The organism is Pseudomonas sp. IT-P44 (genome assembly GCF_949768225.1).
GTDB lineage: Bacteria > Pseudomonadota > Gammaproteobacteria > Pseudomonadales > Pseudomonadaceae > Aquipseudomonas > Aquipseudomonas migulae.
Map to the genome: position 1 here is coordinate 107,409 of NZ_CATKQM010000014.1, position 13,587 is coordinate 120,995.

The window sequence follows — 13,587 nt, forward strand, 5'->3', positions numbered from 1 at the left end:
GTTCGCATGTTCAAGCGCAATTCATGGCTGAGTCGTTGCATCACGCCCAAGACCGGCTTGCCGGTTTCGGTGATCTGGAGCGCGAGCGGCCTGGCCTGGGTGTTGTTGGTTGGCCTGTGGGCCGGGTTGTCTTACGGCGGCGTGGTGCCGGGCATGTTCTTGCCGACGCCGGGCGCGGTGGTCGAAGCCGCCGTGCGCCTGAGCCGCGACGGCACGCTCGGTTTGCACGTGTGGGCCAGTCTTGAAGTGGTGGTGGTCGGTTTCGTCGTTTCGTCGCTGGTGGCGGTGCCGCTGGGGTTACTGATGGGCAGCTTCCGCATCGTTCAGGCGTTCCTCGAACCGATGGTCAATTTCATCCGCTACCTGCCGGTGACCTCGTTCGTGCCGCTGTTCATTCTGTGGATCGGTATCGGTCTGGAGCAGCGAGTTTCAGTAATCATCTTTGGTGTGTTTTTCCAGCAACTGGTGATGATCGCGGACGTGTCCAAAGGCATCTCCAAGGACTTGATCAACGCCTCTTACACACTCGGTTCGAACCGCCGCGATGCGGTGTTGCATGTGATCGCGCCGGCCTCGTTGCCGGGTGTGCTCGACACCTTGCGCGTGACCATGGGCTGGGCCTGGACGTACCTGGTGGTCGCCGAACTGGTCGCCGCTTCCAGTGGCCTGGGTTACCTGAGCCTCAAAGCCATGCGCGGCTTTCAGGTGGATGTGATTTTCCTCGCCATTGCGATCATCGGCCTGTTGGGCCTGGTCACCGATCAACTGTTCCGTTTCCTTCGTCTGAGGATTGCCGCATGGGCTCAGTAACTGCCGTCAACCCGCGTATCGTCACACCGATGGCTGCCCCGGCCTACGCCGCGCCTCGTTTGCAAGTGGACAAAGTCAGCCTGCGTTACCAGAAGCCCGACGGCGGCGTGTTCACCGCGCTGGATCAGGTGTCGTTCGAAGTTCCGGATCAGCAATTCGCCGTGCTGGTCGGGCCGTCGGGTTGCGGCAAGTCGAGTTTGCTGTACCTCACCGCCGGTCTGAACGAGCCTACGGAAGGCGAGATCTACGTCGGCGGCCAGCAAGTTCAAGGGCCGGGCGCGGACCGCGGCATGGTGTTCCAGAGCTACACGCTGTTTCCGTGGCTGACTGTGCGGCAGAACGTCGAGTTCGGTCTCAAGCGTCGCGGCATGGCGGCGGCGCAGCGCAAGGACATCGTCGATTACTACGTCAACGAAGTCGGTCTCAGCGGGTTCGCCGACAACTACGCCAAGCAGTTGTCCGGCGGCATGATGCAGCGGGTGGCGATTGCCCGCGCTTTGGCCAATGACCCGCAAATCCTGCTGATGGACGAACCTTTCGGCGCCCTCGACAGCCAGACGCGCCTGCAAATGCAGCAGTTGTTGTTGCGCGTTTGGGGCAACAGCAAGAAGACCGTGCTGTTCGTGACCCACGACATCGACGAGGCGATTCTGCTGGGTGACCGCGTCTACGTGATGGGCGCGAGGCCTGGGCGGATCAAGCAGATTCTGGACGTGCCGATCGAACGCCCACGGACCCTGGACATGGTCATGGAGCGCTCATTCATCGAGATGAAGCGCGATATTTTCGGTCTGCTGCATGACGACCTGGAGGAGGTGCATTGAACAACGCGACCCCTTGTAGGAGCCGGCTTGCTGGCGATGGCGTCCTTTCAGGCGATAAATGTGTCGGCTGGTAAACCGCTATCGCCAGCAAGCCGGCTCCTACAGGGTTTTGTGTCCGGCCCGGATTACGGCGCAGCCGGCAGGAGGAACCGCGCAATCACCGGCAGGTGATCGGAAATCCGCACCGTATCGTCCTGTCGCACCGTCGCCTCGACCCGTTTGATCCGAGGGCTGTAAAACAGGTAATCGACGGTGCGGTCCGGGCCGTTCAAGCCTGGATCATTCGGGTAGTGCGTCAGCCAACGTGCCCGATCGATGCCGCTGGCTTCATTGTTGGTCGGGATCATCGGGTACTTGTCCCACAACAGGTGCAACGCGCTGTCGGCGGAGTAGGGCGTGCGTTGTTCGGTGGGCAGGCGTCGATATTGCCCCAGCGGCAACAGGTTGAAGTCGCCGCCGATCAGCCACGGGGTGCTATGGCTTTCGTATTTGTCGAGGACTTTGGCCACCGCCGTCACCTGGGTCTGTAGCGTTTCGTCAGGTTGGGTGGCGCGGTCCAGATGGGTGTTGAGGACGGCCAACTGCCCGCCGTCACTCAACGGCAGGTAAGTGACCAGCAAGGCATTTTTCGGCTGGAACTGACGGCTGATGAAGTCGGTCGGCGCCACCGGCAGTTGCAGGCGTTCGGCGTTTTCGATCCGGTAGCGGCTGAGGGTTGCCAGTTGCCGGCCGACACTGCCGAAGATGTGCGGTTGCGGCACGAAGTCGGCTTTCCAGTCGAAGGCATGGGCGCTGCACGGATAGAGGTCGGCGAGGCGTTCCTGAAGCAGTTTGAACTGGTTCTGGTAATCGCTGGCCTTGGCGCCGTCATCGAGCTCTTGCAGCAACACGAGGTCCGGTTGTTCGTCGCGAATCACCCGCGCCACTTCATCGAGGCTGAAGGCCATGTCTTCAGTCGTCGGTTTTTCGTCGTCGCCGGCGGCCAGGTCATTCCAGAACACATAGCGCTTACCCGCCAGGTACTGAACGTTCCAGGTCATCACTTTCAACGCCTGGCCGGGCACCAGTGTCGGTGCTTGAACGTTGCAACTGACGGGCAAAACTTCCTTGGCTTCGGGGCGCCAGGTCAGGCTGTAGATCAGCAAGGCAATCAGGCCGATTGCTATCAACAGGCCCAGCAGGGTGTAGCGCAGTAGTCGGGTCATGGCTCGGCTTATAGCGTTACAAAAGATGGATCCGAGCATAACCGAGAGCCGGGCCGAAGCCCACGATCAGAGCGGCCGGTCGATTTTCTCGGGAACGTCGCTGATCAGCATGAACAAACGGAACAACACCACGCTGGTGAACAGTTGCAGGAAGCTGTGGGCGCTGTCGATCAGCAGGGAAATCACCGGATTCTGCGGTTCCGGATACACGTTGATAGTCACACCCTTGAGCACCCACAACGGGCCCATCACACACAGGATGCACACCAGAATGCGCAGGAAATGACCGCGGGTCAGGCGCAGGCTTTCCTTCATTGCCGCCAGCGGCGCCAGGCCGCGCAGCACCAGCAGGTATTCGCTGAACGCCAACGTCACCATCAGCCAGATGCCCGGCAGGAAGTACAACGACAGGCCGAGCAGGATCATCAATGTATTGAGCGCCGTGAGCAGGGCGAAGCGCGGCCACAGGTACGCGGACCTCGCCAGCAGGTCACGGTTGCGCGGCGATTCGCCACGGCTGCGCGCGTCGAGAAACAGGATCAGGGCGGCGGTGTACAGCGGGTATACCAGCAGGCCGACGATCACGCTCACGCCGGGAAAGCTGTCCGGCACGGTGTTGTGGTCGACCACTTGTTGCAGCAGCGCTTCGAAAATCACCAGCGGCAGGCACAGCCGCACGATCTGGCTCAGATTGCGCTTGAAGAAATACAGCGAGTCACGCAGTACATCGAACGGATTCATCAGTCGGTATCGCAGGTTGAAAGCAGTGGCCCACTTTAACCGATGCAGCGCGTCGGGGCGCAAACGTAAACGTTCGGTAAAGGTCATTGAAACAACTTGTTTCAGCCTCCATTAAGGTCGAGCGCCGTATCCTCCCTGGAGAAGGTCAACGATTTCCCCGGCAATCTACGAGGTCGCCATGAACACCGAAGAGCAAACCCTGATCGATGGACTGTTTTCCCGGCTGCAACAGGCCGAAACGGACGCAGCCCCACGCGATGCCCTGGCCGAGGCGCGGATCAAGGAACATCTGGCTCGCCAACCCGCGGCGGGCTACTTCATGACCCAGGCGATTCTGGTGCAGGAGGCAGCGATCAAGAGCCTCGACACACAGAACAAGCAACTCAGCGAGCAAATCCAGCAATTGCAGGCCGAACTGCAATCGGCCAAGTCCCAGGCACCTGCTCCGGCACCGAGCAGCGGCGGTTTCCTGTCGAGCATTTTCGGTGGCAGTTCCCGTGAAACGCCTGCGCCAAGTGCACCGCCCTCCAGCGGCGGCTGGCGTGAGCCGGGACGGCCGTCGTTCAACGCGCAGCCGCCACAGCAGAATTTCGCTGCGCCGCCACCGCAGCAGAACTACGCGCCGCAACAGCAGGCGCCGGCGGTTGGCAGCGGTTTCCTCGGCGGCGCGCTGAAAACTGCCGCGGGAGTGGCGGGTGGCGTGATGCTGGCACAGGGCATCAGCAGCCTGTTCCATCACAACCAGCAGCCGGAAGTGGTGGAAGTGATCAAGGAAGAGCCGGCGCAGGTCAACGACCACGGCGGTGACAACGGCTGGGGCGACGATCAGCGCGTGGCTGACAACTCCCAAGACTATGCCGACACCGACTACAACGATGACAGTTCATCGTTCTTCGGCGGCGACGACGATTCCTTCGTCTGACACGCCATTCGTCCGGAGCGCTGCGGCGCTCCGGGCCGATTATTCGCGGAACAATCCTCCGGGCTGGCATACTGGGCAACTTTTCGGGCCCGGTGCCTGATCCCGCCTGCGCGAATGAGGATGCACGGTGAAAAAAATTGCAGTGTTCGCCGACGTTCAAAACCTCTATTACACCGTGCGTCAGGCCTATGGTTGCCACTTCAACTACGCCGCGCTGTGGGCTGACATCAGCAAGCAGGGCGATATCGTCGAAGCCTATGCCTACGCGATCGATCGCGGCGACAGCAAACAGCAGCAGTTCCAGCAGATCCTGCGCAACCTCGGTTTCACCGTGAAGCTCAAACCCTACATCCAGCGCAGCGACGGCTCGGCCAAGGGCGACTGGGACGTGGGCATCACCCTCGACATCATGGACGCCGCCGATCACGTCGACGAAGTGGTTCTGGCCTCCGGTGACGGTGATTTCGACATGTTGCTGGAACGCATCATCGCCAAGCACGGCGTACAAGCGGTGGCCTACGGCGTGCCGGGCCTGACAGCCAACTCGCTGATCCGCGCCGCCAGCCGCTACGTGCCGATCGAAGGCGCGTTGCTGCTCAAGAATTGATTTTTACGGAGTTGAAACAGGTTTGGAACGCATAGCAGTCATCGACTTTGAAACCACCGGGATCTCCCCGAGCAGCAGCTGCCGGGCCACGGAAATTGCCGTGGTGATCCTTGAACAGGGGCGCATCGTCGAGCGTTACCAAAGCCTGATGAACGCCGGCGTACGCGTCCCGGCCTTCATCGAACAACTCACCGGCATCAGCAACGCCATGCTGCGCACCGCGCCATCGGCTGAACAGGTGATGAACGAGGTCAACGAGTTTGTTGGCACCACGCCGCTGCTGGCGCACAACGCCGCGTTCGACCAGAAGTTCTGGGACTTTGAACTGGGTCGGATCAAGCGTACGCGGTTGCAGAACTTTGCTTGTTCGCTGCTACTGGCCCGTCGGCTGATGCCGGCTGCGCCGAATCACAAACTCGGCACCCTCACCACCTTCGCCCAACTGCCTGACACCGGTAAAGCTCACCGGGCGATGGCTGACGCCGAGATGGCGGCCAACCTGACGGCGCATCTGGCGCAGGAATTGCGGCAGAAGCACGGGTTGCGCGAGTTGTCCCATGATCTGTTGGTCAGTTTGCAGAAAGTCCCGGCGGCCAAAATCAACGAACACCTCAAGCGCCATCGCGGGTTTTAAGTTCAGCGGTGTTCGGACGGGCCTCTTCGCGGGCAAGCCTCGCTCCTACGGGTACGATGAAATCCTGTAGGAGCGAGGCTTGCCCGCGAAACGTCATCCGCATCACTACTTACCGTTCCCCTCCAACTGCCCCAACGGCACGCGCTTCTCTATCGCGCTCGACAACACAATCGACGTCTTGCTGAACCCGAACGTGGCAATGCGGTTGATCAGCTCTTCCAGCTCCGGCATCGAACCCACCGCCGCTTGCATGATCACGCATGGATCACCTGTCACCCGATGGCATTCGGTCAGCTGTGGGATTTTGATCAGGTCGTCGTAGGCTTTCTGATTACCGTGCTGGTTCAGCCGCAGTTCGATCACGCATTGAATCGGCAGCCCCAGCTTGGCCATGTCGACTTTCGCCTGATAACCGGTAATCACCCCGCTGGCCTCAAGTTTGGCCACGCGCTCGGCCACGGCCGGGGCGGACAGGTTCACTTTGCGTGCGAGGTCGGCGTAGGACGCACGACCGTTTTCCAGTAGGGCGCTGAGGAGCATGCGGTCGTATTTGTCCATGAGCGAATTCCTGAAAAATGGCTGGCTTTCGAAAACACGGTATATAGCGCTGATCTCCGTGATTTGAAAAGTGTACCGGCGCTATAAACAGGTTTTGTAACTTATTTTCTGCTGTTCGCCTTTCTAGAATAGCTGTTCATTTGTCCTTGCCTGCGAGCTGCCCCCCATGCCTGGCCTCCGTCGTTTTCCCCTACCGTTGATCGCTGCCTTTTTCGCCTTGTACGTGATTTGGGGCTCGACTTATCTGGTGATCCGTATCGGCGTGGAGTATTGGCCGCCCTTGTTGCTCGCCGGTATTCGCTTTGTCATTGCTGGCACGTTGATGTACGCCTTCCTGCGCTGGCGCGGGGCGCCGGCACCGACCTGGGCGCAGTGGAAAGCGGCGGGGATCATCGGGATTTTGCTGCTGGCGTGCGGTAACGGCGGGGTCAGTGTGGCGGAACACATGGGCGTTGCTTCCGGCGTCGCGGCATTGGCGGTGGCGACGGTGCCGTTGTTTACCTTGCTCTGCGGATATTTCTGGGGGGCGCGTAATACCCGTCTTGAATGGGCGGGGATTGTGCTCGGGCTGATCGGCATCGCCATGCTCAACCTCGGTTCCAACCTGCAATCGAGCCCGCTGGGTGCGATGTTGCTGATCTTTGCGGCGGCGGCCTGGGCGTTCGGTTCAGTCTGGAGCAAACACTTGCCGTTGCCCCAAGGCGCGATGGCCAGTGCCGTGGAAATGCTGGTGGGCGGCGTGGCGTTGCTGATCGGCAGTGCGCTGAGCGGCGAACACATGGAAGCCATGCCACCGATTGAAGGGTGGGCGGCGCTGGCCTATCTGACCTTCTTCGGTTCGATCATCGCCTTCAACGCCTACATGTACCTGTTGAAAAACGTGCGTCCGGCAGCGGCGACCAGTTATGCCTACGTCAACCCGGCGGTGGCGGTGTTGCTGGGGATCGTGTTTGTCGGCGAGACCATCGGCATCGAAGAAGCGCTGGCCATGCTGGTGATCATCAGTGCCGTGGTGCTGATCGGTTTGCCACAGTGGCGCCGGGCGCCTGTGCAGCCGGCCGTAGCGGTGCCGACAGAATCCCGTGTGAATTAGGGTAAACTGCGCGCCATTGCATACCCGCGCTGATTTTTCCTACGGTAATCCCATGACTTTCGCCACCCTTGGCCTGATCGAACCCTTGCTGCGCTCTCTCGAGACGCTCGGCTACCAGACCCCGACGCCGGTTCAGGCGCAAGCCATTCCGGCGGTGCTGGCCGGTCGCGACCTGATGGCCGCCGCCCAGACCGGCACCGGCAAGACCGCCGGTTTCGCGCTGCCGCTGCTGCAATTGCTGGCCATGGAAGGGCCGAAAGTCACCGCCAACTCGGTGCGCGCATTGATTCTGGTGCCGACCCGCGAACTGGCCGAGCAGGTTCACGAAGCCGTGCGTCAGTACGCCGAGAACCTGCCGCTGAGCACTTATGCGGTGTATGGCGGCGTCAGCATCAACCCGCAAATGATGAAGTTGCGCAAAGGCGTCGACCTGTTGGTGGCGACGCCGGGCCGTCTGCTCGATCTGTTCCGCCAGAACGCGCTGAAGTTCAACCAGTTGCAAACCCTGGTGCTGGACGAAGCCGACCGCATGCTCGACCTGGGCTTTTCCGAGGAGCTGGGGAACATTTACCGCGTGCTGCCGAAGAAACGTCAGACACTGCTGTTCTCCGCGACTTTCTCCGATGCGATTCGCCTGCTGGCCGGGCAAATGCTCAATGATCCGCTGAGCATCGAAGTCAGCCCGCGTAACGTTGCCGCCAACACCGTTAAACAGTGGGTGGTGACGGTGGACAAGAAGCGCAAGCCGGAGCTGTTCATCCACCTGCTGCGCAAGGGCAAGTGGAAGCAGGTGCTGGTATTCGCCAAGACCCGCAATGGCGTGGACGCGCTGGTGGAAAAACTCCAGGGCCTGGGCATCAACGCCGACGGCATCCATGGCGACAAACCTCAGGCTACGCGCCAACGTGCGCTGGACCGTTTCAAGGCCAGTGAAGTGCAGATCCTGGTGGCCACCGATGTCGCGGCCCGTGGTCTGGACATTGAAGATTTGCCATTGGTGGTCAATTTCGACCTGCCGATCGTGGCAGAGGACTACATCCACCGGATCGGTCGTACCGGCCGTGCGGGTGCCACCGGGCAGGCCATTTCGTTGGTCTGCGCCGATGAAGTGAATTTGCTGTCGGCCATTGAGACGTTGACGCGTCAGACGTTGCCTCGGCAGATGGAACACGATTTCGAACCTGAGCACCGCGTGCCGGACACCGATGCCAGCGGCCAGGTGGTGAAGAAACCGAAAAAACCGAAGAAGCCGAAGACGTCCAGCGGCGGTAAACGCAATCTGGGTAAATGGGTTGAGAGCGGGGATGCTTCGGCGCCGGAGCCTTCGATCAAGCCTGTGCGTAAGGTGCCGGTGTTTAATACTGGGCCGCGTAAGCGTAAGCCTTAATATTCGCTGCGCCGGTTAAGCCGTTTTCGCGGGCAAGCCTCGCTCCTACAGGATTTACGTCGAACCTGTAGGAGCGAGCGGTGCGGCGACCCGACTTGCCCGCGAAGGGCGCGCCTCGGTCTCAAGACTTGCGCTTGAGCCACTCCACCATCCCCAACCCCGCCGCTCGCCCACTGGCGAAACACGCAGTCAGCAGATAACCGCCCGTCGGCGCTTCCCAATCCAGCATTTCCCCCGCGCAGAACACGCCAGGCAACTGCTTGAGCATCAAACGTTCATCCATCGCCTCGAACATCACGCCACCGGCAGTGCTGATGGCTTCGTCCAGTGGACGGGTTTTCACCAATGTCAGCGGCAGCGCCTTGATCGCTTTAGCCAACAACGCCGGATCGGCGAAGCATTCTGCCGGCGTCAATTCGCGCAGTAGCGCCGCTTTCACTCCGTCAATCCCAAGCTGGCTGTGCAGATGTTTGGACATTGAACGAGACCCGCGCGGTTTGCTCAGTGCCGTCTGAACTTTATCCACAGGCCGGCCCGGCAACAGGTCGAGGTGAATGGTCGCCGAGCCCTGCTGATTGATCGCTTCGCGGATGGGCGCCGACAGGGCGTAGATCAAACTGCCTTCAATCCCGGTGGCCGTAATCACACATTCCCCGAGCCGAGGGATGTCGTCATTGAGACCGATCGCGATATTTTTCAGCGGCGCGCCGGCGAATTTGCTGACCATCAATTCGCTCCAGGCCTGCACCTCGAAGCCGCAATTACTCGGCTGCAGCGGCGCCAGTCCTACGCCGTGCTGCTCCAGTGGCAGCATCCACGCGCCGTCCGAACCCAGGCGCGACCAACTGCCGCCACCGAGGGCGAGCAGCGTTGCTTCGGGCTTCAGGTTTTTTTCACCCTCAGGACTTTCAACACGCAAACCACCGTTGTTATCCCAGCCGAGCCAACGATGGCGGGTGTGGATAACTACGCCGGCCTCTCGCAACCGTTTGAGCCAGGCGCGCAACAGCGGCGCGGCTTTCATGTCGGTCGGAAACACCCGGCCAGAGCTGCCGACAAAGGTTTCGATGCCCAGGTCATGAATCCACTGGCAAAGCGCTTCGGCACCAAAGGCTCGCAGCAGCGGTGCGATCTGCGGTGCGCGCTCGGCGTAGCGTGAGAGGAATGCCGGGTAGGCTTCGGAATGGGTGATGTTCATGCCGCCCACGCCAGCGAGGAGAAATTTCCGACCTACCGAAGGCATGCCGTCGTACAGATCGACCTTGATCCCGGCCTGGCTCAACACTTCGGCCGCCATCAGGCCGGCGGGGCCGCCGCCGATGATGGCGACTTTAGGGGGGAGGGCGGCGGAAGATTGGGTCATGGAATGCGCTGCGGTTCGGCGGAATAAGCCGGGCATTCTAGCAGCCCAAATCCCTGTGGGAGCGAGCCTGCTCGCGAAAGCGGTGGTTCAGTCGACATCAATGTGACTGTTCAATCGCTTTCGCGAGCAGGCTCGCTCCCACAGGGGATTTATGTCGGGTTGAAGAGTTGGTTAAAAAACAACCACCCCTTTGCAGGCTATATGCAGCATGGCCTGTAGGCCCTTTCGCTCAGGTTATCCACAGGCAGTTCCACAGGCATTGTGGGTAAAGGCGCACACCTCAATGACAACCTGATGACGCCCACACCCGCTGCGCGCTGTGATGCAGGATGCCGTGCCGCCGCGCCAGCGCCTTGCGGTCCTTGCTGTAGCCGCCGCCAATCACCCCGACCACCGGAATATCCCGCCCGAGGCAATGGCGCATCACGCTTTCATCCCGAGCAGCCACGCCTTCGTCTGTCAGCTTCAGGTAACCGAGCGCGTCGTCCTTATGCACATCGACACCGGCGTCGTACAGCACCAGGTCCGGCTGGTAGAGCGGCAGCAAATAATTCAGCGCGTCGTCGACGACCTTCAGGTAATCCGCATCACCCATGCCCATGGGCAACGGGATGTCCCAGTCACTTTCGGCCTTGCGTGCAGGAAAGTTCTTCTCGCAGTGCAGGGAAACGGTCACCGCGTCCGGGGTGTTGTGCAGAATCCGTGCAGTCCCGTCGCCCTGATGCACGTCGCAATCGAAGATCAGCACCCGATTCACACGACCGCTTTCCAGCAGGTAATGGCTGATCACCGCCAGGTCGTTAAAGATGCAGAACCCCGCCGGGTAGTCGTAATGCGCGTGATGCGTGCCGCCGGCCAAGTGACAGGCCAATCCATGTTCCAGCGCCTGTTCTGCCGCCAGTAGCGAACCGCCGACCGCCCGCACCGTGCGCCGGGCCAGGGCTTCGTTCCACGGCAGGCCGAGGCGCCGCTGGTCTTCGCGGGACAACTCGCCGCTCATGTAGCGTTCGATATAGGCAGCGTCATGTGCGAGGGCGAGAATTTCCGGCGGGCAGAGTTCCGGGCGCAGCAGGTCGGCGTCCCGGGTCAGCCCGCTGTCCACCAGGTGATCGCGCAGCAGGCGAAACTTGTCCATGGGGAAGCGGTGGTCCGCCGGGAACTCGGGGCTGTAGTCTTCGTGGTAGATCAATGGCAGCGGCATGACGGGCTTTTATGAGTACGGCGTGTAGGAATGAGTGAACGATCCTACCAGCGATGTAGACTTGCGGCATGGAAACGGAGGGGCACGATGGAGCCGATACTGGAACTCGAGAGCGCGCGACTGCTGTTGCGGCAGTGGCGTGACGAGGATTTGCCGGCGTTTGCGGCGATGTGCGCCGATCCACAGGTGATGCGTTATTTTCCGGCACCCTTGAGCCGACTGGAAAGTGCTTCGCTGATCGGGCGGATTCGTGGGCATTTCGCCGAGCATGGTTTTGGTCTCTGGGCGCTGGAGCGCAAGGACACCGGTGCATTCATCGGTTTTACCGGGCTCGGCGTGGTCGGTTTCGACGCGCCTTTCACGCCGGCCATCGAAATCGGCTGGCGCCTGGCCCGCGAACACTGGGGCTTGGGTTACGCCAGTGAGGCGGCGTGGACCGCTCTGCGCTGCGGGTTTGACCGGTTGGCGCTGCAAGAGGTCGTGTCCTTCACCACGGAAACCAACACGCCATCGCAGAAAGTCATGCAGGCCATCGGTATGCACCATGATTCAGCCGGTGACTTCGACCACCCGAAACTCGCGGTCGATCATCCTCTGCGTCACCATGTGCTGTACCGCATCACCCGTGAACAATGGCTGCAAACCTTGCATGGATAAGACGGCCCGGACGTTTACAATGGCGCCAATGATGGCCATGGCCGGAAACTGAATCGACCGCCGCAGCCAAGACTGCGCGGCATTGCGATGTGTGAGGAGAGTCTGAATGAGCCAAGTGTTGGATGATCTGGTCGATTTGCTGACCCTGGAACCGATCGAAGAAAACCTGTTCCGTGGCCGCAGCCAGGACCTGGGCTTTCGTCAGTTGTTCGGCGGCCAGGTGATCGGTCAGTCCCTGTCGGCGGCCAGCCAGACGGTCGAAGTCGCGCGTCATGTGCATTCGATGCACGGTTATTTCCTGCGTCCGGGCGATTCCACGTTGCCCGTGGTGTATCAGGTTGATCGGGTTCGCGACGGCGGCAGTTTCAGCACGCGTCGGGTCACGGCGATCCAGAAGGGCAACCCGATCTTCACGTGCAGCGCATCGTTCCAATATGACGAAAAAGGCTTCGAGCATCAGGGCCAGATGCCGACGGTGGTCGGGCCGGAAAACCTGCCCTCGGAACTGGAGCTGACCCATCAGCGCGCGCACCTGATCCCCGAGCACATGCGTGAAAAACTGCTGTGCCCGAAGCCGATCGAATTCCGCCCGGTCACCGAGAAAGATCCCTACAACCCGCAGCCATCCGATCCGGTCAAGTACGTCTGGTTTCGCGCCGACGGCGCGTTGGCCGACTCCCCGGCGCTGCACAAATACCTGCTGGCCTACGCGTCGGACTTCAATCTGCTGACCACCTCGATGTTGCCCCATGGCAAGTCGGTCTGGCAGAAAGACATGCAGGTCGCCAGCCTCGATCACGCGCTGTGGTTCCATGCGGATCTGCGTGCCGATGACTGGTTGCTGTACGCGATGGACAGCCCGTGGGCCGGCAATTCCCGTGGGTTCAGCCGTGGCAGCGTGTTCAATCGCGCCGGGCAACTGGTGGCGTCGGTCACTCAGGAAGGCCTGATCCGTCACCGCAAGGATTGGGCATGAGCCTGGCCGAGGTGCGGCACTGGGTGTTCGACATGGACGGCACCCTGACGGTGGCCGTGCATGACTTCGCGGCAATTCGCGTGGCGCTGGCGATTCCGGCCGAAGACGACATCCTGACCCACCTCGCCGCGTTGCCGGCCGCTGAAGCCGCAGCCAAACATGCATGGTTGCTGGAGCATGAACGGGATCTGGCGCTGGGTTCGAAACCGGCGCCGGGTGCTGTGGAACTGGTGCGCGAGTTGGCGGGGCGCGGTTATCGCCTGGGCATTCTTACGCGCAATGCTCGGGAGTTGGCGCATGTGACGCTGGAAGCCATTGGCCTGGCGGACTGCTTCGCGGTGGAGGATGTGTTGGGGCGTGATGAAGCGCCGCCCAAGCCGCACCCCGGTGGTTTGTTGAAATTGGCCGAGGCCTGGAACGTGCCGGCGAGCGAGATGGTGATGGTCGGTGATTACCGGTTTGATCTGGATTGCGGAAGAGCGGCGGGGGCGCGGACGGTGTTGGTGAACTTGCCGGATAACCCGTGGCCGGAGCTGACCGATTGGCATGCGGCGGATTGCGTGGCGTTGCGGGAAATGTTGTTGGCTTGAGGGACCCTTCGCGGGCAAG

At 61.1% G+C, this 13,587-nt stretch carries 15 protein-coding genes; 10 read left to right on the forward strand and 5 right to left on the reverse strand.

The annotated features are described in order from the left end of the window. Nucleotides 1–6: 6 nt before the first annotated feature. Both ACM6IO_RS09470 and ACM6IO_RS09475 read left to right on the forward strand, forming a co-directional pair. A complete protein-coding gene (locus ACM6IO_RS09470) occupies nucleotides 7–810 on the forward strand; it encodes an ABC transporter permease (RefSeq protein WP_008031757.1) in 804 nt (267 codons plus the stop codon). After that, complete coding sequence (locus ACM6IO_RS09475) at nucleotides 798–1,634, forward strand: ABC transporter ATP-binding protein (protein ID WP_008031755.1); 837 nt, start codon at nucleotides 798–800, stop codon at nucleotides 1,632–1,634. Before ACM6IO_RS09470 ends, ACM6IO_RS09475 begins: the two co-directional genes overlap by 13 nt. Nucleotides 1,635–1,759: 125 nt before the next feature. Here the strand turns inward: ACM6IO_RS09475 and ACM6IO_RS09480 are convergent, their stop codons facing one another. Further along, nucleotides 1,760–2,839: an endonuclease/exonuclease/phosphatase family protein gene (locus ACM6IO_RS09480; RefSeq protein WP_414911335.1), complete on the reverse strand. Its 1,080-nt coding sequence runs from the start codon at nucleotides 2,837–2,839 to the stop codon at nucleotides 1,760–1,762. A 66-nt stretch (nucleotides 2,840–2,905) separates the two neighbouring features. After that, nucleotides 2,906–3,580, reverse strand: coding sequence for a YciC family protein (locus tag ACM6IO_RS09485; protein ID WP_414911341.1), 675 nt, complete (start codon nucleotides 3,578–3,580; stop codon nucleotides 2,906–2,908). Nucleotides 3,581–3,758: 178 nt separating this feature from the next. Here ACM6IO_RS09485 and ACM6IO_RS09490 point away from each other — a divergent pair, with 178 nt between their 5' ends. From ACM6IO_RS09490 to ACM6IO_RS09500, 3 genes are all read left to right on the forward strand, one after another. Then, a complete protein-coding gene (locus ACM6IO_RS09490) occupies nucleotides 3,759–4,502 on the forward strand; it encodes a DUF2076 domain-containing protein (RefSeq protein ID WP_414911336.1) in 744 nt (247 codons plus the stop codon). Nucleotides 4,503–4,629: 127 nt separating this feature from the next. After that, complete coding sequence (locus ACM6IO_RS09495; protein ID WP_008031749.1) at nucleotides 4,630–5,109, forward strand: NYN domain-containing protein; 480 nt, start codon at nucleotides 4,630–4,632, stop codon at nucleotides 5,107–5,109. A gap of 22 nt (nucleotides 5,110–5,131) precedes the next feature. After that, entirely contained in the window at nucleotides 5,132–5,743 is a 612-nt protein-coding gene (locus ACM6IO_RS09500) for a PolC-type DNA polymerase III (protein WP_008041272.1), read from the forward strand. A 105-nt stretch (nucleotides 5,744–5,848) separates the two neighbouring features. On the opposite strand, the gene ACM6IO_RS09505 is transcribed toward ACM6IO_RS09500, so the two are convergent. Beyond that, nucleotides 5,849–6,301, reverse strand: coding sequence for an Lrp/AsnC family transcriptional regulator (locus ACM6IO_RS09505; RefSeq protein WP_008041273.1), 453 nt, complete (start codon nucleotides 6,299–6,301; stop codon nucleotides 5,849–5,851). A 166-nt stretch (nucleotides 6,302–6,467) separates the two neighbouring features. On the opposite strand from ACM6IO_RS09505, the gene yedA reads away from it, so the two are divergent. Continuing rightward, the gene (gene yedA, locus ACM6IO_RS09510) at nucleotides 6,468–7,394 is read left to right on the forward strand and encodes a drug/metabolite exporter YedA (protein ID WP_414911337.1); all 927 of its coding nucleotides are present in this window, start codon (nucleotides 6,468–6,470) and stop codon (nucleotides 7,392–7,394) included. A 52-nt stretch (nucleotides 7,395–7,446) separates the two neighbouring features. Continuing rightward, the gene (locus ACM6IO_RS09515) at nucleotides 7,447–8,781 is read left to right on the forward strand and encodes a DEAD/DEAH box helicase (protein ID WP_008031738.1); all 1,335 of its coding nucleotides are present in this window, start codon (nucleotides 7,447–7,449) and stop codon (nucleotides 8,779–8,781) included. Nucleotides 8,782–8,902: 121 nt separating this feature from the next. On the opposite strand, the gene ACM6IO_RS09520 is transcribed toward ACM6IO_RS09515, so the two are convergent. Continuing rightward, nucleotides 8,903–10,144: a TIGR03862 family flavoprotein gene (locus tag ACM6IO_RS09520; protein WP_414911338.1), complete on the reverse strand. Its 1,242-nt coding sequence runs from the start codon at nucleotides 10,142–10,144 to the stop codon at nucleotides 8,903–8,905. 280 nt (nucleotides 10,145–10,424) lie between these two features. After that, nucleotides 10,425–11,345: a histone deacetylase gene (locus ACM6IO_RS09525; protein WP_414911339.1), complete on the reverse strand. Its 921-nt coding sequence runs from the start codon at nucleotides 11,343–11,345 to the stop codon at nucleotides 10,425–10,427. Between the two features lie 87 nt (nucleotides 11,346–11,432). On the opposite strand from ACM6IO_RS09525, the gene ACM6IO_RS09530 reads away from it, so the two are divergent. The 3 genes from ACM6IO_RS09530 to ACM6IO_RS09540 all read left to right on the forward strand — a co-directional run bounded on the left by ACM6IO_RS09530 (nucleotide 11,433) and on the right by ACM6IO_RS09540 (nucleotide 13,568). Beyond that, entirely contained in the window at nucleotides 11,433–12,002 is a 570-nt protein-coding gene (locus tag ACM6IO_RS09530; protein ID WP_008031732.1) for a GNAT family N-acetyltransferase, read from the forward strand. A 106-nt stretch (nucleotides 12,003–12,108) separates the two neighbouring features. After that, nucleotides 12,109–12,978, forward strand: a complete 870-nt coding sequence (tesB, locus tag ACM6IO_RS09535) for an acyl-CoA thioesterase II (protein ID WP_008031730.1) — start codon at nucleotides 12,109–12,111, stop codon at nucleotides 12,976–12,978. Continuing rightward, nucleotides 12,975–13,568, forward strand: a complete 594-nt coding sequence (locus ACM6IO_RS09540; RefSeq protein WP_008041913.1) for an HAD family hydrolase — start codon at nucleotides 12,975–12,977, stop codon at nucleotides 13,566–13,568. The genes tesB and ACM6IO_RS09540 overlap by 4 nt, the downstream gene beginning before the upstream one ends. Nucleotides 13,569–13,587: the final 19 nt, after the last annotated feature.

Bases quoted from the DNA above. Each gene is read 5' to 3' on its own strand.
- ACM6IO_RS09520 (WP_414911338.1), bottom strand. From the start codon at position 10,144: ATGACCCAATCTTCCGCCGCCCTCCCCCCTAAAGTCGCCATCATCGGC.
- ACM6IO_RS09480 (WP_414911335.1), bottom strand. From the start codon at position 2,839: ATGACCCGACTACTGCGCTACACCCTGCTGGGCCTGTTGATAGCAATC.
- ACM6IO_RS09505 (WP_008041273.1), bottom strand. From the start codon at position 6,301: ATGGACAAATACGACCGCATGCTCCTCAGCGCCCTACTGGAAAACGGT.
- ACM6IO_RS09540 (WP_008041913.1), top strand. From the start codon at position 12,975: ATGAGCCTGGCCGAGGTGCGGCACTGGGTGTTCGACATGGACGGCACC.
- ACM6IO_RS09485 (WP_414911341.1), bottom strand. From the start codon at position 3,580: ATGAATCCGTTCGATGTACTGCGTGACTCGCTGTATTTCTTCAAGCGC.
- yedA (WP_414911337.1), top strand. From the start codon at position 6,468: ATGCCTGGCCTCCGTCGTTTTCCCCTACCGTTGATCGCTGCCTTTTTC.
- ACM6IO_RS09525 (WP_414911339.1), bottom strand. From the start codon at position 11,345: ATGCCGCTGCCATTGATCTACCACGAAGACTACAGCCCCGAGTTCCCG.
- tesB (WP_008031730.1), top strand. From the start codon at position 12,109: ATGAGCCAAGTGTTGGATGATCTGGTCGATTTGCTGACCCTGGAACCG.
- ACM6IO_RS09470 (WP_008031757.1), top strand. From the start codon at position 7: ATGTTCAAGCGCAATTCATGGCTGAGTCGTTGCATCACGCCCAAGACC.
- ACM6IO_RS09530 (WP_008031732.1), top strand. From the start codon at position 11,433: ATGGAGCCGATACTGGAACTCGAGAGCGCGCGACTGCTGTTGCGGCAG.
- ACM6IO_RS09475 (WP_008031755.1), top strand. From the start codon at position 798: ATGGGCTCAGTAACTGCCGTCAACCCGCGTATCGTCACACCGATGGCT.
- ACM6IO_RS09490 (WP_414911336.1), top strand. From the start codon at position 3,759: ATGAACACCGAAGAGCAAACCCTGATCGATGGACTGTTTTCCCGGCTG.
- ACM6IO_RS09515 (WP_008031738.1), top strand. From the start codon at position 7,447: ATGACTTTCGCCACCCTTGGCCTGATCGAACCCTTGCTGCGCTCTCTC.